At 65.3% G+C, this 23,544-nt stretch carries 25 protein-coding genes; 8 read left to right on the top strand and 17 right to left on the bottom strand.

What is annotated here, in order from left to right; all coding sequences use genetic code 11:
- The first annotated feature begins 58 nt into the window (after positions 1 to 58).
- On the top strand, positions 59 to 628 hold the full coding sequence (locus VVR85_RS02225) for a TetR/AcrR family transcriptional regulator (RefSeq protein WP_070768031.1): 570 nt from the start codon (positions 59 to 61) through the stop codon (positions 626 to 628).
- Here VVR85_RS02225 and VVR85_RS02220 read toward each other — a convergent pair.
- From VVR85_RS02220 to VVR85_RS02200, 5 genes are all read right to left on the bottom strand, one after another.
- Positions 625 to 1,845 (bottom strand): ATP-binding cassette domain-containing protein, encoded by a 1,221-nt coding sequence (locus VVR85_RS02220; protein WP_368519321.1) that lies wholly within the window; start codon positions 1,843 to 1,845, stop codon positions 625 to 627. The two genes, VVR85_RS02225 and VVR85_RS02220, sit on opposite strands and share 4 nt — an antisense overlap.
- On the bottom strand, positions 1,836 to 2,606 hold the full coding sequence (locus tag VVR85_RS02215) for an ABC transporter permease (RefSeq protein WP_368519320.1): 771 nt from the start codon (positions 2,604 to 2,606) through the stop codon (positions 1,836 to 1,838). The genes VVR85_RS02220 and VVR85_RS02215 overlap by 10 nt, the downstream gene beginning before the upstream one ends.
- 21 nt (positions 2,607 to 2,627) lie before the next feature.
- Positions 2,628 to 3,368, bottom strand: a complete 741-nt coding sequence (locus VVR85_RS02210) for an ECF transporter S component (protein ID WP_368519319.1) — start codon at positions 3,366 to 3,368, stop codon at positions 2,628 to 2,630.
- Positions 3,369 to 3,566: 198 nt separating this feature from the next.
- Positions 3,567 to 4,565, bottom strand: coding sequence for a nucleoside hydrolase (locus VVR85_RS02205; RefSeq protein ID WP_368519318.1), 999 nt, complete (start codon positions 4,563 to 4,565; stop codon positions 3,567 to 3,569).
- A gap of 154 nt (positions 4,566 to 4,719) precedes the next feature.
- Entirely contained in the window at positions 4,720 to 5,400 is a 681-nt protein-coding gene (locus tag VVR85_RS02200; protein ID WP_368519317.1) for an NAD(P)H-binding protein, read from the bottom strand.
- An 88-nt stretch (positions 5,401 to 5,488) separates the two neighbouring features.
- Between VVR85_RS02200 and VVR85_RS02195 the strand changes: the two genes are divergently transcribed.
- Together VVR85_RS02195 and VVR85_RS02190 are read left to right on the top strand one after the other, a co-directional pair.
- Complete coding sequence (locus VVR85_RS02195; protein ID WP_290221813.1) at positions 5,489 to 5,758, top strand: ACT domain-containing protein; 270 nt, start codon at positions 5,489 to 5,491, stop codon at positions 5,756 to 5,758.
- Between the two features lie 15 nt (positions 5,759 to 5,773).
- On the top strand, positions 5,774 to 7,138 hold the full coding sequence (locus VVR85_RS02190; protein WP_368519316.1) for a PFL family protein: 1,365 nt from the start codon (positions 5,774 to 5,776) through the stop codon (positions 7,136 to 7,138).
- Positions 7,139 to 7,148: 10 nt separating this feature from the next.
- Here VVR85_RS02190 and VVR85_RS02185 read toward each other — a convergent pair whose 3' ends face one another.
- The 4 genes from VVR85_RS02185 to VVR85_RS02170 form a co-directional block, all read right to left on the bottom strand.
- On the bottom strand, positions 7,149 to 7,598 hold the full coding sequence (locus VVR85_RS02185; RefSeq protein WP_368519315.1) for a hypothetical protein: 450 nt from the start codon (positions 7,596 to 7,598) through the stop codon (positions 7,149 to 7,151).
- A gap of 147 nt (positions 7,599 to 7,745) precedes the next feature.
- Complete coding sequence (locus tag VVR85_RS02180; protein WP_368519314.1) at positions 7,746 to 8,912, bottom strand: hypothetical protein; 1,167 nt, start codon at positions 8,910 to 8,912, stop codon at positions 7,746 to 7,748.
- A gap of 121 nt (positions 8,913 to 9,033) precedes the next feature.
- Positions 9,034 to 9,606 carry an ATP-binding cassette domain-containing protein gene (locus tag VVR85_RS02175; protein WP_368519313.1) on the bottom strand — a complete coding sequence of 191 codons (573 nt, stop codon included), beginning with the start codon at positions 9,604 to 9,606 and terminating at the stop codon, positions 9,034 to 9,036.
- Positions 9,607 to 9,947: 341 nt separating this feature from the next.
- Positions 9,948 to 10,199 (bottom strand): hypothetical protein, encoded by a 252-nt coding sequence (locus VVR85_RS02170; protein WP_368519312.1) that lies wholly within the window; start codon positions 10,197 to 10,199, stop codon positions 9,948 to 9,950.
- Between the two features lie 319 nt (positions 10,200 to 10,518).
- Between VVR85_RS02170 and VVR85_RS02165 the strand changes: the two genes are divergently transcribed.
- From VVR85_RS02165 to VVR85_RS02155, 3 genes are all read left to right on the top strand, one after another.
- Positions 10,519 to 11,811 (top strand): anion permease, encoded by a 1,293-nt coding sequence (locus tag VVR85_RS02165; protein WP_368519311.1) that lies wholly within the window; start codon positions 10,519 to 10,521, stop codon positions 11,809 to 11,811.
- A 5-nt stretch (positions 11,812 to 11,816) separates the two neighbouring features.
- On the top strand, positions 11,817 to 12,107 hold the full coding sequence (locus VVR85_RS02160; protein ID WP_368519310.1) for a hypothetical protein: 291 nt from the start codon (positions 11,817 to 11,819) through the stop codon (positions 12,105 to 12,107).
- Between the two features lie 141 nt (positions 12,108 to 12,248).
- Complete coding sequence (locus tag VVR85_RS02155) at positions 12,249 to 12,506, top strand: hypothetical protein (RefSeq protein WP_368519309.1); 258 nt, start codon at positions 12,249 to 12,251, stop codon at positions 12,504 to 12,506.
- A gap of 136 nt (positions 12,507 to 12,642) precedes the next feature.
- Here the strand turns inward: VVR85_RS02155 and VVR85_RS02150 are convergent, their stop codons facing one another.
- The 8 genes from VVR85_RS02150 to VVR85_RS02115 all read right to left on the bottom strand — a co-directional run bounded on the left by VVR85_RS02150 (position 12,643) and on the right by VVR85_RS02115 (position 20,648).
- Positions 12,643 to 14,274: an ABC-F family ATP-binding cassette domain-containing protein gene (locus tag VVR85_RS02150; RefSeq protein WP_368519308.1), complete on the bottom strand. Its 1,632-nt coding sequence runs from the start codon at positions 14,272 to 14,274 to the stop codon at positions 12,643 to 12,645.
- 93 nt (positions 14,275 to 14,367) lie between these two features.
- The gene (locus VVR85_RS02145; protein ID WP_070768020.1) at positions 14,368 to 14,775 is read right to left on the bottom strand and encodes a metal-sulfur cluster assembly factor; all 408 of its coding nucleotides are present in this window, start codon (positions 14,773 to 14,775) and stop codon (positions 14,368 to 14,370) included.
- The gene (gene sufU, locus VVR85_RS02140) at positions 14,775 to 15,224 is read right to left on the bottom strand and encodes a Fe-S cluster assembly sulfur transfer protein SufU (protein ID WP_368519307.1); all 450 of its coding nucleotides are present in this window, start codon (positions 15,222 to 15,224) and stop codon (positions 14,775 to 14,777) included. Before sufU ends, VVR85_RS02145 begins: the two co-directional genes overlap by 1 nt.
- Positions 15,225 to 16,469: a cysteine desulfurase gene (locus VVR85_RS02135; protein ID WP_368519306.1), complete on the bottom strand. Its 1,245-nt coding sequence runs from the start codon at positions 16,467 to 16,469 to the stop codon at positions 15,225 to 15,227.
- An 11-nt stretch (positions 16,470 to 16,480) separates the two neighbouring features.
- Positions 16,481 to 17,239, bottom strand: a complete 759-nt coding sequence (gene sufC / locus VVR85_RS02130; protein ID WP_368519305.1) for a Fe-S cluster assembly ATPase SufC — start codon at positions 17,237 to 17,239, stop codon at positions 16,481 to 16,483.
- Positions 17,240 to 17,280: 41 nt separating this feature from the next.
- The gene (sufD, locus tag VVR85_RS02125) at positions 17,281 to 18,447 is read right to left on the bottom strand and encodes a Fe-S cluster assembly protein SufD (RefSeq protein ID WP_368519304.1); all 1,167 of its coding nucleotides are present in this window, start codon (positions 18,445 to 18,447) and stop codon (positions 17,281 to 17,283) included.
- A 5-nt stretch (positions 18,448 to 18,452) separates the two neighbouring features.
- Positions 18,453 to 19,898 (bottom strand): Fe-S cluster assembly protein SufB, encoded by a 1,446-nt coding sequence (sufB, locus tag VVR85_RS02120; RefSeq protein WP_368519303.1) that lies wholly within the window; start codon positions 19,896 to 19,898, stop codon positions 18,453 to 18,455.
- Positions 19,899 to 19,928: 30 nt separating this feature from the next.
- Complete coding sequence (locus tag VVR85_RS02115; RefSeq protein ID WP_368519302.1) at positions 19,929 to 20,648, bottom strand: helix-turn-helix transcriptional regulator; 720 nt, start codon at positions 20,646 to 20,648, stop codon at positions 19,929 to 19,931.
- 188 nt (positions 20,649 to 20,836) lie between these two features.
- Here VVR85_RS02115 and mptB point away from each other — a divergent pair, with 188 nt between their 5' ends.
- Both mptB and VVR85_RS02105 read left to right on the top strand, forming a co-directional pair.
- The gene (gene mptB, locus VVR85_RS02110) at positions 20,837 to 22,600 is read left to right on the top strand and encodes a polyprenol phosphomannose-dependent alpha 1,6 mannosyltransferase MptB (protein WP_368519301.1); all 1,764 of its coding nucleotides are present in this window, start codon (positions 20,837 to 20,839) and stop codon (positions 22,598 to 22,600) included.
- A gap of 6 nt (positions 22,601 to 22,606) precedes the next feature.
- The gene (locus VVR85_RS02105; RefSeq protein WP_409338156.1) at positions 22,607 to 23,539 is read left to right on the top strand and encodes an ABC transporter ATP-binding protein; all 933 of its coding nucleotides are present in this window, start codon (positions 22,607 to 22,609) and stop codon (positions 23,537 to 23,539) included.
- The last annotated feature ends 5 nt before the right edge of the window (positions 23,540 to 23,544 follow it).

Below are 23,544 nucleotides of genomic sequence, written 5' to 3'. Positions count from 1 at the left end.
TCATGCGCCTACGCGCAATTTCCTGTCCACGTCCACCCACAGAGCAAGAGGTCACAACATGCCCATCGTCAGCGATAGCGAACTCAACCGGCGCCGCCACGACATCCTGATAGGTGCTCGGCGCTGCTTCGCGGAGCATGGCTACGAGGGTGCCACGGTGCGCCTGTTGGAGGAAGCGACAGGCAAGTCCCGCGGTGCTATCTTCCACCATTTCGGTGACAAGGAGTCGCTGTTTTTGGCCCTGGCCCGCGAGGACGCCGCCCGCCAGGCGGAGGTCGTCGCCCGCGAGGGCTTGGTTGAGGTCATGCGCAACATGCTCAACCAGCCGGAGCGTTACGACTGGCTGGCCACCCGCCTGGAGATCATCTCGCTGCTGCGCACGGATGCCTCCTTCCGTGCCCGCTGGAAGGACCACCAGTCCATCCTGGACGACGCGGTCCGCCAGCGCCTGTACTCCAACGCGGAGAAGGGCCGGCTGCGCGACGACGTCCCCGTCGAGACCCTGGTCATCTACCTGGAGACCTTCATGGACGGGTTCATCAACCGGCTGGCCATGGGTGATACCCAGCGGCTAAGCAGCGTCCTCGACATCGTCGAGCACTCCATCCGCAAGGACGGCGTCGACTAGGACAGGTCCTTCCCCGTCCGCCCCAGCCACAATTCGTGCACGGCCAGCCCCGCAGGCAGGTCGTGCACGAATTTTTCGTTGTGGCAGGTCAACACCACCGCCGCGCCCGTGGCCGCCACCCGGGCGATAAGTCCGGCGATGACCTCTCGGTGGGCGGGCGCGAGGTAGGTATCCGGTTCGTCGAAGACTACGACGCGGGCCGCCCGCCGGGCGGTGGCGACAACCTGGGCCACCCGCAGCTGGGAGACCGGCAGGTCCAAAGGGTGCGTTTGGGGGTCAAGGCCGAGTTGCCTGCACGCCTGTGCCGAGCCCAGCATCGTCTCCACGGTGGGGGCCGCCACCTGGTCGAAGGGCGACTGCAGGCAGGCCGCGACGGAGTCACAAACCGGTTCATGGCCATCCAGGCCCGCCAACGCGCGCACCAGCGTGGTCTTCCCGCTGCCGTTGTCCCCGCGCACCCACAGCACCCGACCGGGTACGAGATCGAAGTCGACCGGACCCACCTTAAAGCCCGGGCCCTGGGTCTGCCGGAACTGCCACCAGCGCCGCCGGCCCGCCCCGCGGCGCACCACCAGGTCCCGCACGGGCAGGCTCTCCCCCGCCGCATCCGCTACCGACCCGGCCGCGGGCTCTATCCTCGTCCCGGCACCCGGCAGGTCGAGGGCCTGCACCCCGGCAGCCAGGTCCGGCTCGTCCGTGGTGGCGGCGAGGGCGACGACCTCGCCACCCAGGTCTTCTTCCACGGCGTGGCTGATCGTCACCACCCGGCTGCCGTCCAAAGCGTGGAGGAGCTCGACGATGCCCGCCCGGGACCTACTGTCCAGGCCCGCGAGCGGCTCGGTCAGCACGACCGCTGCCGGGGAGACGATGGTCAGCGCGCCGATAGCCAGACGGCGGGTCTGGCCGCCGGACAGTTGCCGCGGGTCGCGCTCCGCGTGCTCGCTTAAGCCCACTTGCGCGAGCACCGCGGTGCACCGGCATTCCATGCTCTCCCGCGTCCATCCAGCGTGCTCGAGCGGGATGGCCAGTTCCTCAATGACCGTGTTACGCAGCGCGGAGATGTGCACCTGCGGGTCAGCGCCTAGCACCGCCCGGGTCTCCAGCGCGCCGGCCAGCGCCTCGGCGACGTCTTCAACCTGGTAGCTATACGGCACCACGACTTGCACCAACCGCGCGGAGGACTCCCGAACGCGGTCGGCCAGCTGGGCTAACTCCATAGCGACCACCCCACGACGGCCAGCCCGGCGACTACGGCGGCCCAGCGGAAGACCCGTTGGCCTAGGGTGTCCGGGACCGGGCGGAGCACCGTGCGCGGGCCGGGCTGGTCGAAGCCGACGGCGGTGAGTGCCTTGGCCTGCGCCGTGGCTTGGTACAGCAGCAAGGAGACCACCGGGCCGATATAGCGGCTGGCCAGGTTCCGCCAGCTAGGCGCGCGGCCTTCCAGGCGGTTAGCGTCCCGGACTACGCCGACGACCCGGGTGCCCCGCGGCAGCAGCTGCAACGAGGCGCCCACGATATAGGCCACCTTGTACCCGGCCTTAGAGGCCTGGATCGCCTTGGCAACGTCGGGCACGTCCACGCAGGCCACCGCGGCGAGTACCACCGCGACGAGCGCGAGAAACCGCAGCGACAAGACCCCGGCCAGGACCAACCCGTCGCGGGTGACGAAAGCAAAGATCTGGTCCTGACCGTGCGGGGCGTGGATGGCGACCATCGACAGCGCCCCGGGCAGAGAAATAGCGCAGGTCATCATGGCCACCGCCGGCCCGCGGCCGCGGTAGGTGCCGACTACCAGCGCGAGCCCCAGCACCACCGCGGAGACCGCCGGGTGGTTCAGCGCGATGACCAGCAGCCGCGCCACCGCGGCAAAAGTCGCAGGCGTCGCCGGGTGGAGCCTGCGCTGCGGCGCCCGCGGCGCGTTACCGCCACCGCGCGTGCCCGCGGCCGGGCCCTGGCCCGTCCCCATCCCCATGCCCATATCGGTTGGTATTCCCGGCGGCTAGGACTTCGTCTCGGCGTCCTGGCGCGGCTGCACTGCCGGGTGCAGGCGCTTGAGGACTCGCTGCGGCAGCGCCTTCACCGTGAGCGCCACGACTGCAAGGACCACGATCTTGTCGAGCGGATCGGAGACCAGCGACTGCATGGTCACCGACGCGAGGAGGGAATTGCCGAATTCGCGGAAGACCGAGACCAACGCGCCCGTGCCCAGACCCGCCGTGCCGCCGTAGACGAAGGCCGCGACCGGAGCGGCGAGCATGCCGCTAACGATGCCGATGATGGCGCCGCTGACCACGATGCGCCAGATGCGTTGGAAGGCACCGCGCTGGATGGCCCACCCGGCCATCCACCCCGTGGCCGCCGACACCGCCGCAAACGGCAGGGCGGCCGGGTTGATAAAGCCCCAGACCACGGATGACAGCGTGCCGGTGGCCAGGCCGGCCACTGGGCCGAGCAGGGCCGCCATCAGGACGGTGCCCAGGGAATCTAGGTAGAGCGGCACGCCGATAGAGCCGATGAGCTCACCGATGACGATGTTGATGACCAAGCAGACCGGGATGAGGGCGATTGCCTCGGCGGATAGCGACGGCAGCGCGCCGGCGAGCAGCAGCGCTGCCCCGCCGAAATAGCCGGCCAGGGTAATTAGTGCCTCGGGGCTGCCGGCCACGGACTCCCAATCCGTGGGCCGCAGCAGAACCAGGTAGATCCAGGTGCCGGCGACGACCAGGGCGCCGGCCACCATGAGGGCGCGGCGGCCGGCGCTGAGCTGGCCGGGCCGGGGGTTCGCGTCTCGGCGGAATCAGCAGATGGAGCGGACTTTGAAAACAGTGGGGACATAGAAATTGACCACCTACGGGTTGGTAGTGGATAGGAAAAGCACGGCTATTGCCGTGCTGCCTGCTCTATGTCACCTCGAGCCAGCAGCTGTACGGTGGCTATCTTAGCGTTCCGGGTGCTGTGGCCCGAATTCGGCTAGCAGCCGCCAGCCCCGCTCCAATTCCGCGTGGGCGCGGTCGATGTCCACGCCGGTCACGAGCGAAGCATTGGCGTCGCGTCCCCAGTGCCCGCGCAGGTCGGCCACGCTCGTGCCCCGCAGCAGCGGGCTGTCGACCTCGACGTCCATGGTGGTGGGCACGGCATCGTAGTCGCACGCGCCCAGCGCCACGATCGCGGTTACGGCGTCGTGGACTTGGGCCTGGTAGCCCTCGCCTTGCGCGTCGTGGAACTCGAAGTAGAACCGCAGCATCTCGAGCATCGCCTCGGCCAGGTCCGCATTATCAAGCACGCCCGCCAACCGATCGGCGCGCTCCGGGGTGATGAGGAATTGCTCGGTCACCTCCAGCGAACACAGCACCACCGGCGGCAGTTGGGCATGGAAAAACTGGTGGGCGGCCAAAGGGTCCACCCAGAAGTTCCACTCGGCGGTCGGGGTGGTGTTGCCGCGGTAGTTGACGGCACCGCCCATGACGGTGACCTGGCGGAACCTCGCGAGATTATCCCACTGCGCCGCGTTCGTCAGCGGGCCGGTCACGATAAGATCTACGGGTTCCTTCCCGTCCAGGCACTGCTGCCACAGCTCCCGCCACGATTGTTTCGGCTCTGCCCCGTCGGCCAGGCGCGCGTCGAAGTGCCCCAGGCCGCTAGGTCCGTGGGTCTCCGGGGTGGTGACCAGCTCGCGGTCGGCGGGGCCGGCCTCCCCAACGGCCACGGGGACCTCGGGCAGGCCACAGGCGTCTAGGAGCCAACGGGCGTTAACCGCGGTCTGCTCGGCGGTGGCGTTGCCGCCCGTGGTGCTAATCCCGACTAGCTCGATTTCCCCGGCGTGGTGCCGCCCGGCCAGGTACAGGATGGCAACGGCATCGTCGATGCCGGGGTCGCAATCCAGCAGGACCTTGCGCGGTGCCTGCCCCGCCGCTGAGTCCACACGTTCATCCTCCATCTGGTCTTTGGCCTCCATCTCAGGTCTTTGATTACTGCCCACAGTCTCCGGAGTCTGCACGGCCCGCAAAGGCTCCGAAGTCTCCAGAGTCTCCAATATTCTCGAGATTCTCCGCGATCGACGAAGTCTGCGGGACCGACCGACGCTCCCCGTTCTAGGCGATTTCGCCGAGCGTCCCTTCGCCATCGACGAAGGAAACCGGGCTGTGCGGGGTCTGCTCGCGGGTAACGACCTCGGTGATGACCGCGGCGACCAGTTCGCGGGAGGTGTGCTCATCGGTAGAGGTCGCAGGCTGATCGGCAACGAGCTGGATGCCCGCCGCCGGCTCGTCGGTAAGCACTGCTGGGCCCAGGATGACGTAGTCCAAGTCCGTGGAGTTCAGGTAGTCGTCCACGGCCTTCTTGGCCAGCGAATAGGTGTAGAGGTCGTGATCCGGGGCGAACTCCGCTTGCGTCGCGCCCTTGTAGGAGACCATGACGTAGCGCGGGACCTTCGCACCCTGATCGCGCAGCTGCTCCAGGCCGTGGATGCTGGCCAGCGCGGCATCCTGGTCGACGTCGATGGTGACCTGCTCGCCCCCGCGGCCGCCGTTACCGGCGGACCAAACCACCGCGTCGAAGTGGCTCTCCAGCTGGGCCCAGTCCTCCACAGTTAGTTGGGTGACGTCCGCCAGGTACGGCGTCGCACCCAGCTTTTCGATGTCGGCCTGCTGATCCGGGTTGCGGATGAGCGAGGTGACTTCGGCGCCGGCCTCGCACAGCTTCGGTGCGGCGAGCTGGGCGACCTTGCCGTGTCCGCCGATGATGAGGACCTTGAGTTCTTTGTTCGCAGTCATAAGCCCCACCGTACCAACGTGAGGCGAATTACCTTGCCGATTTTGCCCTTTAGCCCGCCACCTGTGGAGTGACAGATACAATAGGGACATGTTTGCGATTATGACCGTGACCGGTGTGGATTCCACCGGTATTGTTGCCTCCGTGTCCACCCAGCTCGCCGAGCTCGATGTGAATATTGTTGACATCTCCCAGACGTTGATGTCCGGCTTTTTCACGATGATTCTGCGGGTCGAGTTTGATGATTCTGCCACCTCTATTGCCGAGATCCAGTCGAAGATGGATCCGGTCGCGGAAGCGAAGAAGCAGTCCATTCGCATCCAGTCCGAAGAACTGTTCACCACCATGAACGAGGTCTAAGGAGAGTCTGGATTCATGGTTAACACGTTCAATACTCACCGGGTCCTCGAGACCATTGAGATGATCGACAAGTACCGCCTGGACATCCGGACGGTCACGATGGGCATCTCCTTGCTCGGCTGCACCCGCTCCACGATGTCTGCCACCGCCGAGGCCGTCTACGACCTGGTGACTAAGCGCGCCGAGCGCCTGGTCGAGGTCGCCCGCGGTATCGAGACCGAGCTGGGCATCCCGATTGTCAACAAGCGCATCTCCGTCACCCCGGTCTCCCTCGTGGTCGCCGGCGTCGAAGGCAACCCCGTCGAGGTCGCCGAGGCCCTCGACCGCGCTGCCAAGGAAGTCGGCGTGAACTTCGTGGGCGGCTATTCCGCCCTCGTGGAAAAGGGCGCCACCTCCGCGGAGAAGAAGCTCATCGACTCCATCCCGGAGGCCCTGTCCACCACCGAGCTCGTCTGCTCCTCGGTCAACATCGCCTCCTCCCGCGCCGGTATCAACATGAACGCCGCCAAGCGCATGGGCGAGGTCATCAAGGAGTCCGCGGAACTGACCCGCGACAACTCCGCCATCGCCTGCGCCAAGCTGGTCGTCTTCGCCAACTCCGTGGGCGATAACCCGTTCATGGCGGGTGCCTTCCACGGCATCGAGGAGCCCGACTGCGTCGTCTCCGTGGGCGTGTCCGGCCCCGGCGTGGTCGACCGCGCCCTAGGCTCGCTGGAGGGCGCGACCCTCAACGAGGTCGCCGAAGAGGTCAAGAAGGCCGCGTTCAAGATCACCCGCGCCGGCCAGCTGGTAGGCAACCTCGCCGCGGAGCGCCTCGGTGTCCCCTTCGGCATCGCGGATCTGTCCCTGGCACCTACCGCCGAGTTGGGCGACTCCGTCGCCCACATCCTCGAGCACATGGGCCTGGACCAGGTCGGCACCCACGGCACCACCGCTGCGCTGGCGCTGCTTAACGATGCCGTCAAGAAGGGCGGCATGATGGCCTGCTCCCGCGTCGGCGGCCTGTCGGGTTCCTTCATCCCGGTCTCCGAGGACAAGGGCATGATCGACGCGGTCAAGTCCGGGGCCATCTCCATGGACAAGTTGGAGGCGATGACCTCCATCTGCTCCGTCGGCTTCGACATGATTGCCCTGCCAGGCGATACCTCCGCCACCACCATCGCCGGCATGATCGCCGACGAGGCGGCCATCGGCATGATGAACCATAAGACGACCGCGGTGCGCGTCATCCCGGTGCCCGGCGCCCAGATCGGCGACGAGGTCAACTTCGGCGGCCTGCTGGGCTACGCCCCCGTCATCCCGGTCAACACCGTGGGCAACTCCCAGTTCATCAACCGAGGCGGCTTCATCCCCGCCCCGGTCCACGGTTTCCGCAACTAGGAGCCGTTCCCTACTTCGCCTGGTCCCCGGGGTTGGCCGCCTTATAGGCGCCCACCCCGACCAGGCAGACCACCCCGCCCAACCCGGCCAGCCCACAGGCGACCGGAGCCGGCGGGGTTTCTAGTAGGAAAAGCGCGAAGCGCCAGGGCGAATGCGCGACCGCCGACCACAGCGCAGTTTGTACGAGGAACGCCCCTACTATCGCCACCATCACAGTATCGCTACGTAGCCACCGGCCCAGGACAATCCATGCCGCTTGAAGCAGTGAGCAGGCATAAAAGAACCTCAGCCCCTCCTCGGTCAGCACCACTACCGCCACGGGCAAACCCCACAGGACGCCAACGAGGAGGCTGTCCGGCACCTTCCAGTTTCGTTCGCCGATTTCCTCAAGCTCCGACGCCCGATTGCGAAAGGTCAACGGAATCAGACACCCGTAGGCGATTTCCGCCACCACCGCCACGTTTACCAACCCTTCTCGGGGAATCCATGGCAATGAAATAGCGACTCTCCCGATAGCGACAACCGCCACGACACACCCAGCGCCACAGCGACTACCGCGGTGAGCCGGTGGGAACGCCAGTACAAAGCGAACATCGAACGCAAGACACTACCCTCCCTGCCGAACGGTGGCGTCGGCCGGCGGGCATAGCGTTTCCTCTAGCCTTTGCTGGACCGCTTCGACCGACAGCGGCTTATCCATCGGCCACGGCTCCATGGTTCGCACCGAGCTCAATCCCTGGGGATCGCGGCCGCAGACAGCAACGCCTGCCTGGCTGAGATATCCCACGGCCACTTGGTCGATGAAGTCTCCCAGTACCCCGTCGACGTGCTCCGCCCCGCTAAAGAGAAGCTGCCCACCGGACGCGGCGTCCCAGACCACGGGGCCGGTGACTCGGGGCCGGAGCCCTTCCGGGACGAGCTCGTTGATCTCGTCTAGGGCCTGGACATTGAGCTCGACGTTGTGCTCTGGGACTTCCGGCCACGTGCACACCTCGTCCACGCACCGGATCTCCTCTGCCGCGCGAGGTTTGCCCCCGCCCACGCCGACGGTGCCAGCGAGCGCAAAAGCAAGCACCGCGCTGACTACTGAGGCTCCAACGCTTAGGGGCACCCCGACATGGACTCGTCCGCGCGATACCGCCGCCGTGAGTCCTAGCACCGCTAAAGCCAATGCGCTCACACTGAGTGCTGCAACGAGCACAGCCTGCGGATCTATCGTGCGATCCAGTGCGCAGCATGCCGTAAAATCTCCGGTCAATACCCGTAGCCGGCCGGGCTGCAGGGCCGGGGTCAGCGCGTACCAGACGTACGGAACCGCGACGCCTAGCAGAATGGCAAAGACCGGGCGGAGCATAAGTCCCAAACAGAAGCCGACGACCGACCAGGCCAGCCCGACTACCAGGCAGTACAACACCATCCCGGTCAACGTGGACAGGTTCGGCGCAGACGAGCCGGGCAGGAGCAACACCAGCCCCAGCAGAAAACCAGCGAGGGGGACGAAGATGAAGCCTCCGGCACGGCTGGCGAAAATCTTCAGCCCGGTCCGTGGTGACAGTGGCCGAAGTGCTCGGAACCGGGAGGCTTCCCAGGCCACGGCGCACACGCTGGCCGGAACCGCCACGAAGAATGAGACGGTAGCCTGCGCCAGTGCCGATTGGCCGTACCCGCCACTGGTCAACTCCTCCAGTGGCACCAAAAGGATGGCTAGCCCCACGATCACCAACCACACTGACGGGCGGCGCAGCCAGTGCGACAGACCAAATAGGCGTGTCATGGTCTCTGCCCCCTTTCCACGAAAGACCGAGCGAGCACCGCCACGGGCCCTGAACCGGTTTCCCCCAACTGGCGAAACTCGTCCCGGCTCCCGTCGAAAGCAATAGCGCCTTCTAAGACGACTAGCACTCGGGAAAAGGCGCCTGCAGCTCGCCCGGGTCGTGCGTCGAGACAACTATCGAATGCCCGCTGCTTGCTACGCGTTGGTACGTCTCCGTCAGCTGCTGTTTACTCAGTGGATCCAAAGAGGCACTCGGTTCGTCGAGCAGCAACGTGTCTGCCGCGCTGTTCAGCGCAGTCGCCAGCCCCAGGCGGGCAGCCTCACCGCCACTCAATCGGTCGCACCGGTGCCCGCGCAAAGAGGCAAGCCCCACGGAATCCAACCACCGCGGCGCATCGGCGCGTGCGGCAGCCGAGGTTTGCCCTTGCAACCACGCCACATACGCGCAGTACTCCAGGCAGCTGAACCCAACGATGGGCGTGAATTTTTGCGGGACGTAGATGGTCCTTCCGCTGCGAACTACCCTGCCGGAAGAGGGCTGCAGAATCCCTGCGGCGACGTTCATCAACGAGGTCTTGCCCGCGCCGTTCGGCCCCAAGAGCAACGTCGGACGTTCATCCAATTCCAGCCGCGGGACCGAGCACGTGACGCGCCGCCCGCGCCTCACCTCAACGTTTTCTAGGTAGACAGTCATGGATTCCTTTGCGGGAGATGCTTAAACCTTCGGCCGTCGTCTCCTGACGTGCGCAGGATTAACTGCACAGCGCCGGGGCCACTAAGCCACTCACACACAGGACAGAAAGAGTGAAATAGTATTGCCCTGCGCACACTTCTCTTAAGACCCTAAAACACTCGGACTGAATAAAAGTACCAAACGGAAGATTCTCCACGAGAGTCGCATGGACACTGCACTAACCTTCAATACGTTTGCCCAGCACACTCCCACAAAATTGACCTCCAAAGGTAGCGAGGACCCCGAACAAGAAAAAGTGGCAGCCTAGCCAAAGCCAGGGCTGCCACTAAGTGCGTTAGGTTCTAACGGCGCCGGATGCCTCCGAGGAGGAAGCCGGCGGGGCCGAAGGTGCCGATGACGGCGGTGATAATGGCCCAGAGCCACTTCGGCCCGCGGATCTTGCGGCTGGGTAGGTGGTAGAGGTAGTGCCACGCGGTCGCCTTGAGGACGCCGTCCAGGACGAGGGCGCCGATAACGCCCTTTTGCTCGGCTGAAGAGAGCTGCGACCAGCGCTTGTTCAGGTCGTGTTGGCACTTATCCCACGAACAGGACATGGTTGACTCCTTTTCCTGCGTCACGGTCGGCGCAAAGTAGTGAAATGTTATCCCCCTATTTTAGTGTTTAATTCGGGAGAAATCGGCGCTTTTGGTGTTGCGTTAGCCACCTCCGCGGAGGTGGCGAAGCCCACCTAGGTTAACGGCCGGTTAACACCATGCAACCTGGGAATTAATTTAGTGTGACAATTCAGATAGGTGCATGAACTAAATTGTTTAAATCTCGAGGCAGGAGTAATGTTTCGGACCGTCCGCGACGCTTGGGCGCCGCAGATGCACTCTGTACTACTCAAATCATGCACTGCAAGGGGCCGACACTGTGACAGCGACTCTGATCATCCTGGCGATCGTGGTGATTACCGCCATCGCTTTTGACTTCACCAACGGTTTCCACGACACGGCCAACGCCATGGCGACCTCGATTGCCACGGGCGCGCTCAAGCCTTTTACCGCGGTAGCCATCTCCGCGGCGCTCAACCTGGTGGGCGCGTTCCTCTCCGTTAACGTGGCCGCCACGGTGGCTAAGGGAATCGTCAACCTGGACTCCTATGACCTCTCCGGCGCGGGCACCGGCGCAGTGCCGGCCGACGGCCAGGCCCTGCTGATGGTGGTCTTCACCGGCCTTATCGGCGGCATCCTGTGGAACCTGTTCACCTGGCTGCTGGGCATGCCGTCGAGCTCCTCCCACGCGCTGTTTGGTGGCCTGATTGGCGCGGCCTTCGCCGCCATGGGCTCCGGCGGCGTGGAGTGGTCCTCCATCGCCGGCAAGATCATCATCCCGGCCCTGGCCTCCCCCGTCATCGCCGCGCTCGTTTCCGCGTGCGCCACCGCCCTGATCTACTGGGTCACCAACACCATCCCGACGAAGGTCAAGAACGAACACTTCCGCCACGGCCAGATCGTGACCGCCTGCCTGGTGTCCTTGGCCCACGGCGCCGGTGACGCGCAGAAGACGATGGGCGTTATCTTCCTGGCGCTGGTCGCCGCTGGCGAGACCTCCGCCGAGTCGCGCATCCCGACCTGGGTCATTTTCGCCTGTGCAATCGCCATCGCAGCCGGCACACTCTCCGGCGGCTGGCGCGTTATCCGCACCCTGGGCAAGGGCTTGGTCGAAATCGAGTCCCCGCAGGGCATGGCCGCTGAGGCCACCTCGGCCGCCATCATCCTGACCTCAGCCACCGGCGGCATGGCGCTGTCCACCACGCACGTGTCCACCGGCTCCATCATGGGCACCGGCCTCGGCAAGCGCGGCGCCGACGTCCGTTGGGGCGTGGCCATGCGCATGGCCGCGGCCTGGCTGATCACGCTGCCCTGCGCCGCCTTCGTCGGCTTTGTCAGCTGGTGGCTCGCCCACGGCGTATCCGCCTTCTCTTCACTAACGGTGGGCGCCATCGTGGACTTCGTCCTCCTGGTCGCCATGGCCGCCCTCATCGTTGTCCGCTCCCGCATGAACCCGGTCGACGCCTCCAACGTCAACGAGGACTGGAACAAGGACTCGGAGTCCGTTGACTCCTCCATGTCCCGCCCCCAGGAGCCCGTCGCTGCCGCCGCCACCGCGTCTGCTCAGCCGGTCGCCGCATCCGATTCCACTAACGTGCAGGAAGGTCGCTAAACGCCATGACCGTCACCGAGATTTTCCAGTCCATCCTCCACGTCGCCGGGCTTGCCCTTCTCTTTGGCGCCGGCATTCCGCTCCTGTTTTCACTCGGCATGCGGTGCATGACCGGCGATCCCATCCGCAACGCCGATGGCGTCGTGGTGGACGACACCCCGGCCAGCCCCCAGATGAAGGTGCTTGGCTGGACCGTCTACGCCGTGCTCGCTGCCGTCATCATCCTCGCCATCGTCTGGATTGCCCGCGACACCATCGCCCACTACTTCGGCATGGAGCTCTTCGGCGGCCTCTAAAACCGGCCGGGCCACACCGCCCGGCCATAAAGTGAACAAAAGGTTAACACTCGGTTACCTAGGGGTTGCTTTCACAGAACGACCGTCCTATAATTGAGCTATCAACTATCGAGACGATCCGTATTCACGTGGAGGTGAATCATGATGACCACAATGCGCACCATCCTGGATGGCATTGCTGATACGTTCAAGGATTCTCTCACCGGTACCGGCGTGGATACCATTTCTGCTACCCCGGTCGACGCCGCGGTGGCTGAATACTTGGTCGAGGCTGACTCGACCCCGGCGAGCACCAAGGAGGCCGCAGCGGCCTTCGAGACTATCGCCGGCCACGCCCCCGATACCGACGAGATGATTCAGCTCGAAGCATTCCTGCTGAGCTTCGGTTGGCTGCGCTAAAGCCAACCCATACATACAAGCACCGCCGCGGCCTGCCTTCCTGGCAGCCCGCGGCGGTGCTTTTTGTTTCGAGCTTCCCCGCTACTGCCCTGCCGCCTGGGCACACGGATGGCAGGGGGCGTAAGCGGTGAGGCGTTTAGGCCAGCTCGACGATCTCCATGTACTCGTCCGACCAGAGGTCCTCGTCGCCGTCGGGCATGATGATGACGCGCTCGGGCTCGAGGGCCTTGACCGCACCCGGATCGTGGGTCACGAGGACGACGGCGCCGGTGTAGGTGCGCAAGGCGTCCAGGACCTGCCCGCGGGAGATAGGGTCCAGGTTGTTGGTCGGCTCGTCCAGCAGCAGGACGTTGGCGCGCGAGGAAACCAGCGTGGCCAGGGCCAGGCGGGTCTTCTCACCGCCGGAGAGCGTGCCGGCGGGTTGCTCCAGCTTGTCGCCGGAGAACATGAACGCGCCGAGCAGTCCGCGCAGGTCCTGCTGGCCGGCCTCTGGGCAGGCCTCGATGGTGTTTTCCCAGACGGTCTTGTCGCCGTCGATGGTGTCGTGCTCCTGGGCGAAGTAGCCGATGCGCAGGCCGTGGCCGCTGACGATGCCGCCTTCGCCGTCGGTGCGCTCCACCCCGGCGAGCAGCTTGAGCAAGGTGGTCTTGCCCGCGCCGTTGGTGCCGAGTACCACCACGCGGGAGCCCTTGTCGATGGCCAGGTCCACGCCGGCGAAGACCTCTAGGGAGCCGTACATCTTGGTCAGGCCCTTGGCGTTCATCGGGGTCTTGCCGCAGGGGGCCGGTTCAGGAAACTTGATGCTGGCGAACTTGTCGCTCACGCGCACCTCGTCCAGCTCGTTCATCATGCGATCAGCGCGGGCGAGCATCTGTTTCGCGGCCGCGGCCTTCGTCGCCTTCGCGCCCAGCTTCGCGGCCTGCTTGTGCAGCGCCGCGGCCTTCTTCTCCGCGTTGGCGCGTTCGCGGCGCCGGCGGGCCTCGTCGGTAGCGCGGGCGTCGAGGTACTTCTTGTACCCCATGTTGTAGACGTCGGCTTCCGCGCGGACCGCGTCGAGGAACCAGATCTTGTTGCAGACGGCCTCGAGCAGCTCCACGTCGTGGGAGATCATGATGAGGCCGCCCTCGTGCTTGGCCAGGAAGCCGCGCACCCAGGTAATCGAGTCCGCGTCCAGGTGGTTGGTCGGCTCGTCCAGCAGCAGGGTCGTGTTCGACTTGCCCGCGCCCGCGGTGGCGGAGAAGAGGATCTGGGCCAGCTCCACGCGGCGGCGCTGGCCGCCCGACAGGGTCTTGAGCTGCTGGTCCAGCACGCGCTGCGGCAGGCCCAGGTTGTCGCAGATTTGGGCGCACTCGGCCGCGGCCTCGTAGCCGCCCAGCGCCTGGTAGCGCTCCTCCAGGCGCGAGAACTTCGCGATCGCCTTGTCGCGCTTGTTGTCGTCGTCGGTGTTTTCCATGATGTGCTGCTGCTTTTCCATGGAACGCTGGATTTCATCCAGGCCGCGGGCAGAAAGCACGCGGTTGCGGGCGGACTGCTCGATATTGCCCTCCCGGGAGTCCTGCGGCAGGTAGCCGATGGGCCCGGAGGTGGTCACCGAACCGCCGTAGGGCTCCGTCTCCCCCGACAGGATTCGCATCGTGGTGGTCTTTCCGGCACCATTGCGTCCGATGAGCCCGATGCGGTCCCCCGGCTGGACGCGCAGGTGTTGGCCCGGGGCGTTGAGCAAGGTACGGGCGCCGACGCGAACTTCCAAGTCATTGGTAACAATCACAACCCGCTAGTCTATCAACTTCCGCGCAGCACAAAGCCAGGCCCCCTGGACGAACCAAGGAGCCTGGCTAAGTGAGAGAAAACGAAGTCGAGCCTAGACGGCGAACCCGAGGGCTTGGAGCTGTTCGCGCCCCTCCTCGGTGATCATGTTCGGACCCCACGGCGGCATCCAGACCCAGTTGATTTCCAACTGGTCGGCTACCTTGTTGCCCACGACCGCCTGCTCGGCCTGTTCGGCGATGATGTCGGTCAACGGGCACGCCGGAGAAGTCAGCGTCATGTTAACGACGGCCTTTTCCTTGCCCTCGTTTTCTTCCATCCAGATCTCGTAGACCAAGCCGAGGTCGACGACGTTGATGCCGAGCTCGGGGTCGATGACGTCACGGAGGAACTCAGCGACGTCGTAGGCCTTCGCGATCTGCTCCTCGGTCTGCTCGGGGCGCTCGCGGCCCCCATCAAAGCTCGAGGACTCGTTCTGGTACGGGTCAGTGGGCTGGGTCATTAGTGCTCCAATTCGTTGAGTGCGTCGCCTGCAGCGGCTTGGAATGCCTTCCAGGCTAGCAACGCGCATTTGACTCGGGCTGGGTACTGGGAAACCCCGGCGAAGGCCACACCGTCACCGATGATTTCGTCGTCGCCCTCTTCCTTGCCGCGGGAGGTCACCATCTTCTCGAACTCGGCGAGCTTCTGGTTGGCCACCTCCAGCGGCTGGCCCACGATCTCCTCGGCCATCACCGAGGTCGAGGCCTGGGAAATCGAGCACCCTTCCGCGTCGTAGGAAATGTCCTCGACGGTCTTGCCGTCTTCGGACAGCTTGACGCGCAAGGTCAGCTCGTCGCCGCAGGACGGGTTCACGTGGTGAACCTCCGCTTGGTGGCCCTCCCGCAGGCCCTTGTACTGCGGGTTCTTGTAGTGATCCAGGATCACCTCTTGGTACATCGAGTCCAGCATCTACACCACTCCAAAGAATTCTTGCGCCTTCTTGATGGCGGCGACCAGCTGGTCGACTTCCTCGCGCGTGTTGTACAGGTAGAAGCTAGCGCGCGCCGTGGACTGCACACCCACCGCGCGGTGCACCGGCCACGCGCAGTGGTGACCCACGCGGATGGCCACGCCCTGATCGTCAAGCACCTGGCCCATATCGTGCGGGTGGACCCCGTCGACGAGGAAGGAAATCGCCCCGCCGCGGCGCTCCGCCGTCGTGGGCCCCACGATGGTCAGGCCCTCGATCTGGTTCAGCTGCTCCAGCGCGTACTCGGTCAGCTCATGCTCGTGCGCCTGGATGTTGTCCATGCCGATCTCGGACAGGTACTTGACCGCTGCGCCAAGGCCAACGACCTGGCTGGTCATCTGGGTACCGGCTTCGAAGCGCTGCGGCGGCGCGGCGAAGGTGGTGCCCTCCATCTTGACGACCTCGATCATCGAGCCGCCCGTCAGAAACGGCGGGAGGGCCTTTAGGTGCTCGGCCTTGCCGTAGAGCACACCGATGCCGGAAGGGCCACACATCTTGTGCCCGGAGAACGCGGCAAAATCAACGTCCAGGGCGTGGAAGTCGACCGGCATGTGCGGGACGGACTGGCAAGCGTCCAAGACGGTGAGAGCACCCACGGCCTTCGCACGGGAGACGATCTCCGCGACGTCGGCGACGGCACCCGTCACGTTGGACTGGTGGGTGAACGCGACCACCTTGACCGACTCGTCGAGCTCCAGGGAGTCCAGGTCGATGCGGCCGTCCTCGGTCACCGAGTACCACTTCAGGGTCGCGCCCGTGCGGCGGGCCAGTTCCTGCCACGGAACCAGGTTGGCGTGGTGCTCCAGCTCGGTGATGACGATGGTGTCATCGGCCGTGACGGCTAGGTCACCGGCGCGGTCGTCGCCCAAGACGTAGGCCACCTCGTTAAGGGCCTCCGTCGCGTTCTTCGTAAACGCGATCTCGTCCCGGTCGGCGCCCACGAAGGCGGCGATTGCCTGGCGGGAAGACTCGTAGGCGTCGTCAGCTTCCTCGGCCAACTGGTAGGCGCCGCGGTGGACAGGCGCGAAGGTGTGCAGGACGAAGTCCTCCTCCGCCTTCCACACCGGCAGGGGCCGCTGCGAGGTCGCCCCGGAGTCGAGGTAGACCAGCGGCTTATCCCCGCGCACGGTGCGGCTGAGGACGGGGAACTGCGCCCGAATAGCTTGAGTATCTAGTACTGACATAGTCTCCAGCTTTACTTGACGAACTTGTCGTAGCCCTCGGCCTCGAGCTGGTCCGCCAGTTCGGCGCCGCCCGTCTTAACGATCTGGCCGTGAGCGAAAACGTGGACGTAATCCGGCTTCACGTAGTTGAGGATGCGCTTGTAGTGCGTAATCAGCATGATGCCGCCGTTGGTCTCTTCCTGGTACTGGTTGATGCCGTCGGAGACAATACGCAGCGCGTCCACGTCCAGACCGGAGTCGGTCTCGTCCATGATGGCCATCTTCGGCTTCAGGATGTCCAGCTGCATGACCTCGTGGCGCTTCTTCTCGCCGCCGGAGAAGCCCTCGTTCACGGAGCGGTGAGCGAAGGACTTATCGATCTGCAGCTGCTCGCGGGCCGCGGTCAGTTCCTTGTTCCACTCGCGCAGCTTCGGGGCCTCGCCGCGGGTAGCGGTGACGGCCGAGCGCAGGAACTGGCTCATCTTCACACCCGGGACCTCGGTCGGGTACTGCATGGCCAGGAAGAGGCCGGCGCGGGCGCGCTCGTCTACTTCCATGTCCAGGACGTTCTCGCCGTCGAGGAGGATTTCACCCTCGGTGACCTCGTACTTCGGGTGGCCGGCGATGACGTAAGACAGGGTCGACTTGCCGGAGCCGTTCGGCCCCATGATGGCGTGGGTCTCACCAGAGTTAATGGTCAGGTTCACGCCCTTGAGGATCTCCTTGGGCTCTTCGCCCTCTTCGTTCGGGAGCACCTGGGCGTGGAGGTTCTTGATTTCCAGAGTTGACATAGCGATTTAATCTTTCTGTTGCGTGGGTTTCAGCAGGGGCGCTAGGCGTTGATCTTCGCTAGCTCGTCAGAAACACGGTTTTCCAGCTCTTCGCGCAGGGACTCGACCGGAATACGGTTGATGACCTCGTTGAAGAAGCCGCGGATGATGAGCCGGCGGGCTTCTGCCTCCGGGATACCGCGGGACATGAGGTAGAACAGCTCCAAGTCATCGAAGCGGCCGACGGTCGCAGCGTGGCCGGCGCCCGTGATCTCGCCGGTCTCGATCTCCAGGTTCGGGATCGCGTCGGCGCGCGCCCCGTCGGTCAGGATGAGGTTGTTGTTCGTCTCATAAGTGTCGGTGCCCTGCGCGTCGGCGCGGATGAGCACGTCGCCCACCCAGCAGGTGCGGGACTCGGCCTTCTTGTCGCCCTGCAGAGCGCCCTTGTAGAGCACGCGGGAGCGGCAGTTCGGCACGGAGTGGTCGACCAGCATGCGGTTTTCGAAGTACTGGCCGGAGTCCGCGAAGTAGACGCCGAGCAGCTCGACGTCGGCGCCCGGGGCGCTGAAGGTCACGCGCGGGACGATGCGCACGATCTCGCCGCCGAAGATGGCGGAGTTGTGGCGCAGGGTGGCGTCGCGGCCCATCTTGATGGCCTGGTGCGACAGGTGGACGGCGTCGTTTTCCCAGTCGGCGTCGACAATGACGGTGACGTGCGCGCCGTCGCCGATGACGAATTCGACGTTGTCAGCGTGGGTGCCGGAGCCCTCGTACTTGAGCACGACGGTCGCCTCGGCGTGGTGGCCGACCTCGATAGAGGTCGCGCCAAAGCTGGTAACGCCGTCGCCGCGGCCGGTGATCGTCACGATGGTCGGATCCTCCAGCCGGGCCTCCGGCTCGATGGTCACGACCTGGGCCTCCGGCATGGAGGTCCATGCCTGGGCAGCCACGCGGTCGGTGGGCTTGCCGGCCCGGCCCAGCCGCTCGTCGGTGGGAGCGACCGTCTCGGTGCGGACCTCGTCCGGACCGGTGACCTTCACGTCTTGGGCTACGGCCTCAGCAAACTCGCCGTTGTGCAGGCCGCGGAGGTTGCGCAGGGAGATAAAGCGCCACACCTCGTCGCGACCCTTCGGGATGTCGAAGTCCGCCACGTCGAAGGAACCGAAGAGATCACCCTTGGTGACCTGGTTCGGGTTCTTACGAGCAGAAAATTCGTTTGAGTTCACCATCGGGACTAGCCCACCGATCCTTCCATCTGTAGCTCGATGAGGCGGTTGAGCTCGAGGGCGTACTCCATCGGGAGCTCCTTCGCGATAGGCTCAACGAAACCGCGCACGATCATAGCCATTGCTTCTTCTTCCGCGATGCCGCGCGACATCAGGTAGAACAACTGCTCCTCCGACACCTGCGAGACGGTCGCCTCGTGGCCCAAGGTCACGTGGTCGTTGCGGATGTCGTTGTAGGGGTATGTGTCCGAACGCGAGATGCTGTCGACCAGCAAGGCGTCGCACTCCACGTTGGAGGTCGAGTGGTGCGCGTTCTGGTTGACCTGAACCAAGCCGCGGTAGGCCGCGCGCCCGCCGGCGCGGGCCACGGACTTGGACACGATGTTCGAGGAGGTGTGCGGCGCCATGTGCGTCATCTTCGCGCCGGTGTCCTGGAACTGATCTTCGCCGGCGAAGGCGACGGAGAGCACCTCACCGCGGGCGTGCTCGCCGGTCAGCCAGACGGCTGGGTACTTCATGGTCACCTTGGAGCCGATGTTGCCGTCGACCCACTCCATGGTCGCGCCCTCTTCACACTTGGTGCGCTTGGTCACCAGGTTGTAGACGTTGTTCGACCAGTTCTGGATGGTCGTGTAGCGGCAACGGCCGCCCTTCTTGACGATAATCTCCACGACGGCGGAGTGCAGGGAGTCCGACTTGTAAATCGGCGCGGTGCAGCCCTCGACGTAGTGCGCGTAAGCGTCCTCATCGACGATGATGAGCGTGCGCTCGAACTGCCCCATGTTTTCCGTGTTGATGCGGAAATATGCCTGCAGCGGGATGTCCACGTGGACTCCCGGCGGAACGTAGATGAAGGAGCCACCGGACCAGACGGCGGAGTTCAGCGAGGAGAACTTGTTGTCGCCGGCCGGGATGACAGTGCCGAAGTATTCCTTGAACAGCTCCTCGTGCTCGCGCAGGGCAGTGTCGGTGTCGACGAAGATAACGCCCTGGCGCTCCAGATCCTCGCGGATCTGGTGGTAGACGACCTCGGACTCGTACTGGGCGGCGACGCCAGCCACCAGACGCTGCTTTTCGGCGTCCGGGATACCCAGCTTGTCGTAGGTTTCCTTAATGTCGGCGGGCAGATCGTCCCAGGTCTGGGCCTGCTCCTCGGTCGACTTGACGTAGTACTTGATGTTGTCGAAGTCGATCCCGGACAAATCCGCGCCCCAGGTGGGAATCGGCTTCTTCTCGAAGATGTTGAGGGCCTTGAGCCGCTGGTTGAGCATCCACTCGGGCTCGTTCTTCTGGCGGGAGATGTCGCGAACGACCTCCTCGCTCAGCCCACGTCGTGCCGATGCACCGGCCACGTCCGAGTCGTGCCAGCCATATTCGTACGCACCGATGGACTCGATGATCTCGTCATCGGTCATCTTGGCCTCGGTACCCGGCGCAGATTGTGCCTGAGTCATGACCCGCTCCTTTCTCACTGCGTGTGAAGATTAGTTGCGTTGTTTAAAAATTGGTGTCAAGGGGATGTTAGTCGTGCAGATACCGTGACCGTCCGCGATGGAGGCCAAAGGCTGCACGTGCTTGCCTAACAGGGCGGAAAAGACCTCCTGCTCCGCCTCACACAACTCGGGGTGCTCCGCTGCCACGTGAGCCACGGGGCAATGGTGCTGACAAATCTGCACTCCCTGACCCGCGCTGGTCACGGTGGCGGCGTAGCCGTGGTCGTCCAAGGCCGCGGCGAGCTCCGCCGCGATCTCTTCCACGGATTCGCCCTCCTGGACCAAGGGTTCCACGTCCGCCAGCAACCGCTCCATGCGAGCTTTCGCAAATTGCTTGACGGCCGCAGAGCCGCCGACTTCCCTAAGGGCGGTCAGCGCTTCGGAGGCGAGTTCGTCGTAGGCGTGCCCGAACTGGGCCCGCCCCTTGTCGGTGAGGCGGAAATGTTTGGCGGGGCGCCCGCGCCCGGCCGGTTCCCCGTACTTGGGGTGCGGCCGACGGTGGACCACCTCCGTCAAATCCTCTTCCACCAGGATGTCTAGATGGCGTCGCACGCCCGCGGCGGAAAGCCCCAGGCGCTTTCCCAGGTACGAAGCGGTGACCGGACCGTCCTTGAGCAGCAGAAGCATGACTTGGCGGCGGGTATCCCCCTCCGTGGAGCGAGACTCCTTTGCCGGGCTCGCCGCCGCGGCAGCTCGCGCCTTGTTCGTCATGTCTTCCACCTCCTTGCGCACTGGCCGTGCACACCTAACAAGTCGTATCCGAGCCAGCCACCTCGATACCGGGGCTAACACTTTAGACAACACTAGTGTTCCCTAATTCATTCCCGAATGCCACCAACGCAGGTTATCGGCGTGCCGCCCGCGGGCCCCCACGGGTGGAGTGCGTAAAGTAGACGCCGATGAAACAGATTTTCGCCGACGGTCTCCGATCCCTGAGATCCGCGCTACCCCGCCTGGGCACGGCCGGTTCTCGGTCGGCGTTGCTGCACACCAGCGACGAGCCGGAGGCCCGCGCCGAGCGCACTGCAGGCGGCGAAAGAGGCTCCCGCTTCGACCTCCTGCCGGTCGATCCCGCGGGGGGTAGTCGGGGGCGATATTCCGTCAACCATCTGCGCGGCTTTTTCGTTCTGCGGTGGATGGGCACCGTCGGCGCGCTCCTCATCGCCTTCGGCGGCCTGGGCGCGGGTGCGGTGCCCGTGGTGGGCAACCCCTACGACAACGTCCCCTTCGGCTCCTTGATGTCCCGCATGCTCCAGACCGCCTCCGCCCTGGTCTTTCTGGGAGTGGCCCTCTTGGTGCTCGCCTGGGTGCTGATGGCGCCTTACGTGGGCGCGCCCCTGCGCCGGGCACAGCGGCAACACCCGGCCGTGGCCCCGCACCTTATCTGGCGCACCTTCGCCGGCTGGGTCATCCCGCTTATCCTGACCGCTCCCCTGTTCACCCAGGACATCTATTCCTACTTGGCGAACGGCTCCATCGTCGTCGCCGGCCTGGACCCCTATTCCGCAGGCCCGGTCCAGCTGCTGGGCCCGGAAAACGAGCTCGCCCGGTCGGTGCCGTTCATCTGGGCCAACTCGCCCTCCCCGTACGGGCCGGTCGCCCTGGGGCTGGCGGGCGCGGTCAGCTGGCTGACCCAGGACTCCATCCTCCTGGGCGTTATCGCCCACCGCCTGCTGTCCATCCTCGGCGTGGGCGCGGCCGGCTGGGCGCTGACCCGGCTGGCGCTGCGCTGCCGGGTCAAGGTGGCCACGGCCCTGTGGTTGGGGATCCTCAACCCGCTGACGGTGCTCCACCTCATCGGCGGCATCCACAACGAGTCGATCATGCTGGGGCTCATCCTTCTCGGCGTCGAATTCGGCCTGCGCGCCGCCGACCGAGTGGCGGATCTCCCGGCTGGCGCGCGGCTTAATAGCCCCGCCGGGCGCGCGATCGCCGGCTACCTGGCCGTGTCCGTCGCGCTCATCTCCTGCGCCGGCATGGTCAAGGTCACCGGCTTTATCGCCCTGGGGTTCGTGGGCATGACCCTGGCGCGCACGCTGGTCCGCCACCGGGGTGCCAGCCCGCTGCGGGCCATCGCCTGCTCGGCCGCGCTCCACCTGGCCCTGCTCATTGCGACCATCGCCGTGGTCACTGTGCTCACAGGCATCGGCCTGGGCTGGATCACCGGCCAGGGCGGCGCGGCCACCATCCGGTCCTGGATGTCGGCGACCACCTCCGTGGGCGTGGGCGCTGGCTTTATCGGCATGCAGCTGGGGCTCGGCGATCACACCGACGCCATCCTCTCGGTCACCCGCACCCTGGGCGTCCTGGTCGCCGGGGTGTTCATGGTGCGCATGCTTTTCGCCACCTTCCGCGGCTCCATCCACCCCGTCGGCGGGCTCGGGGTCTCCACGCTGGTGCTGGTCGTCTTCTTCCCGGTGGTCCACCCCTGGTACATCCTGTGGGCGGTCTTTCCCCTGGCTGCGTGGGCCAACCGCTTGGTCTTCCGCGCCGCGGTGGTCGGCTACTCGGCCATCGTCAGCTTCTTCGTCCTGCCCCGCGGCCTGGGCCTGCCGCCGATGACCATCCTGCTCATCTACCTCGCCGCGGCGGTAATGTTCGTCATAGTCGGCGGAATCTGGTGGGTGCTATTACGCCGATCGCGGGTTGATCTCCTAAGGTAGAGCGGTGTGACTAAAACTTTCGATGGATCTTTAGCTTTAGAGCTCCGCGGGGTGCACAAGACCTACAGCGGCAAGCCCGCCGTCAACGGGCTCGACCTGCGGGTTCCCCGCGGGCAGATGCTCTGCCTGCTCGGCCCCAACGGCGCCGGCAAGACCACCACCATTGAAATGTGCGAGGGCTTCATCGCCCCGACCTCCGGGTCCATCCGGGTCCTCGGCCTGGATCCCACGTCCCAGGCTGACCAGGTGCGCGCCCGGATCGGCATCATGCTCCAGGGAGGCGGCTCCTATTCCGGCATCCGCGTGCGCGAGATGCTGCACCTGGCCGCCAGCTACAACCAGAACCCCCACGACCCGGACTGGCTGATGGAGCTGCTCGGCCTCGAGGGCGTGGCCCGCAACACCTACCGGCGACTCTCCGGCGGCCAGAAACAACGCCTCTCCCTGGCGCTGGCGATTATCTCCCGGCCCGAGCTGGTCTTCCTCGACGAGCCGACCGCCGGCATGGACGCGCAATCCCGGCTGGCGGTCTGGCGGCTCATCGATGCCCTCAAGCGCGACGGCACCACCATCGTGCTGACCACCCACCTCATGGACGAGGCCGAAGCCCTGGCGGACTATATCGCGATTATCGACCGCGGCGAGCTGATAGCGGAGGGCACGCCTAGCGAGTTGATGACGCGCACCGCTAACCCGCAGGTAACGGTGTCCACGGACGAGGCCATCGACCTGGATCGCTTTGCCCGCGACTGCGGCATCGGGCTCGATCTGGTCCGCCCCCTGCACTACCGCGTCCACGCCGCCGGCACGCCGGAGCTGCTCGCCCGGCTGACCCAGGCGCTGGCCAACCAGGGGGTCCTCGCCCACCGCATCGACACCGCCCACCGCAACCTCGAGGATGTCTTCCTCGATCTCACCGGCCGCGAACTACGCAGTTAAGGGGA

Source organism: Corynebacterium sp. LK2590 (assembly GCF_040946105.1).
Taxonomy (GTDB): Bacteria; Actinomycetota; Actinomycetes; order Mycobacteriales; family Mycobacteriaceae; genus Corynebacterium.
Note: the sequence above shows the minus strand (reverse complement) of the source record. Positions and strands in the feature narration are given on the sequence as shown.

Excerpts from the sequence above, each read along its gene's own strand:
- VVR85_RS02225 (WP_070768031.1), top strand. The coding sequence starts at position 59 with ATGCCCATCGTCAGCGATAGCGAACTCAACCGGCGCCGCCACGACATC.
- VVR85_RS02220 (WP_368519321.1), bottom strand. The coding sequence starts at position 1,845 with ATGGAGTTAGCCCAGCTGGCCGACCGCGTTCGGGAGTCCTCCGCGCGG.
- VVR85_RS02215 (WP_368519320.1), bottom strand. The coding sequence starts at position 2,606 with ATGGGCATGGGGATGGGGACGGGCCAGGGCCCGGCCGCGGGCACGCGC.
- VVR85_RS02210 (WP_368519319.1), bottom strand. The coding sequence starts at position 3,368 with ATGGTGGCCGGCGCCCTGGTCGTCGCCGGCACCTGGATCTACCTGGTT.
- VVR85_RS02205 (WP_368519318.1), bottom strand. The coding sequence starts at position 4,565 with ATGGAGGATGAACGTGTGGACTCAGCGGCGGGGCAGGCACCGCGCAAG.
- VVR85_RS02200 (WP_368519317.1), bottom strand. The coding sequence starts at position 5,400 with ATGACTGCGAACAAAGAACTCAAGGTCCTCATCATCGGCGGACACGGC.
- VVR85_RS02195 (WP_290221813.1), top strand. The coding sequence starts at position 5,489 with ATGTTTGCGATTATGACCGTGACCGGTGTGGATTCCACCGGTATTGTT.
- VVR85_RS02190 (WP_368519316.1), top strand. The coding sequence starts at position 5,774 with ATGGTTAACACGTTCAATACTCACCGGGTCCTCGAGACCATTGAGATG.
- VVR85_RS02180 (WP_368519314.1), bottom strand. The coding sequence starts at position 8,912 with ATGACACGCCTATTTGGTCTGTCGCACTGGCTGCGCCGCCCGTCAGTG.
- VVR85_RS02175 (WP_368519313.1), bottom strand. The coding sequence starts at position 9,606 with ATGACTGTCTACCTAGAAAACGTTGAGGTGAGGCGCGGGCGGCGCGTC.
- VVR85_RS02170 (WP_368519312.1), bottom strand. The coding sequence starts at position 10,199 with ATGTCCTGTTCGTGGGATAAGTGCCAACACGACCTGAACAAGCGCTGG.
- VVR85_RS02160 (WP_368519310.1), top strand. The coding sequence starts at position 11,817 with ATGACCGTCACCGAGATTTTCCAGTCCATCCTCCACGTCGCCGGGCTT.
- VVR85_RS02155 (WP_368519309.1), top strand. The coding sequence starts at position 12,249 with ATGATGACCACAATGCGCACCATCCTGGATGGCATTGCTGATACGTTC.
- VVR85_RS02145 (WP_070768020.1), bottom strand. The coding sequence starts at position 14,775 with ATGACCCAGCCCACTGACCCGTACCAGAACGAGTCCTCGAGCTTTGAT.
- sufU (WP_368519307.1), bottom strand. The coding sequence starts at position 15,224 with ATGCTGGACTCGATGTACCAAGAGGTGATCCTGGATCACTACAAGAAC.
- VVR85_RS02135 (WP_368519306.1), bottom strand. The coding sequence starts at position 16,469 with ATGTCAGTACTAGATACTCAAGCTATTCGGGCGCAGTTCCCCGTCCTC.
- sufC (WP_368519305.1), bottom strand. The coding sequence starts at position 17,239 with ATGTCAACTCTGGAAATCAAGAACCTCCACGCCCAGGTGCTCCCGAAC.
- sufD (WP_368519304.1), bottom strand. The coding sequence starts at position 18,447 with ATGGTGAACTCAAACGAATTTTCTGCTCGTAAGAACCCGAACCAGGTC.
- sufB (WP_368519303.1), bottom strand. The coding sequence starts at position 19,898 with ATGACTCAGGCACAATCTGCGCCGGGTACCGAGGCCAAGATGACCGAT.
- VVR85_RS02115 (WP_368519302.1), bottom strand. The coding sequence starts at position 20,648 with ATGACGAACAAGGCGCGAGCTGCCGCGGCGGCGAGCCCGGCAAAGGAG.
- mptB (WP_368519301.1), top strand. The coding sequence starts at position 20,837 with ATGAAACAGATTTTCGCCGACGGTCTCCGATCCCTGAGATCCGCGCTA.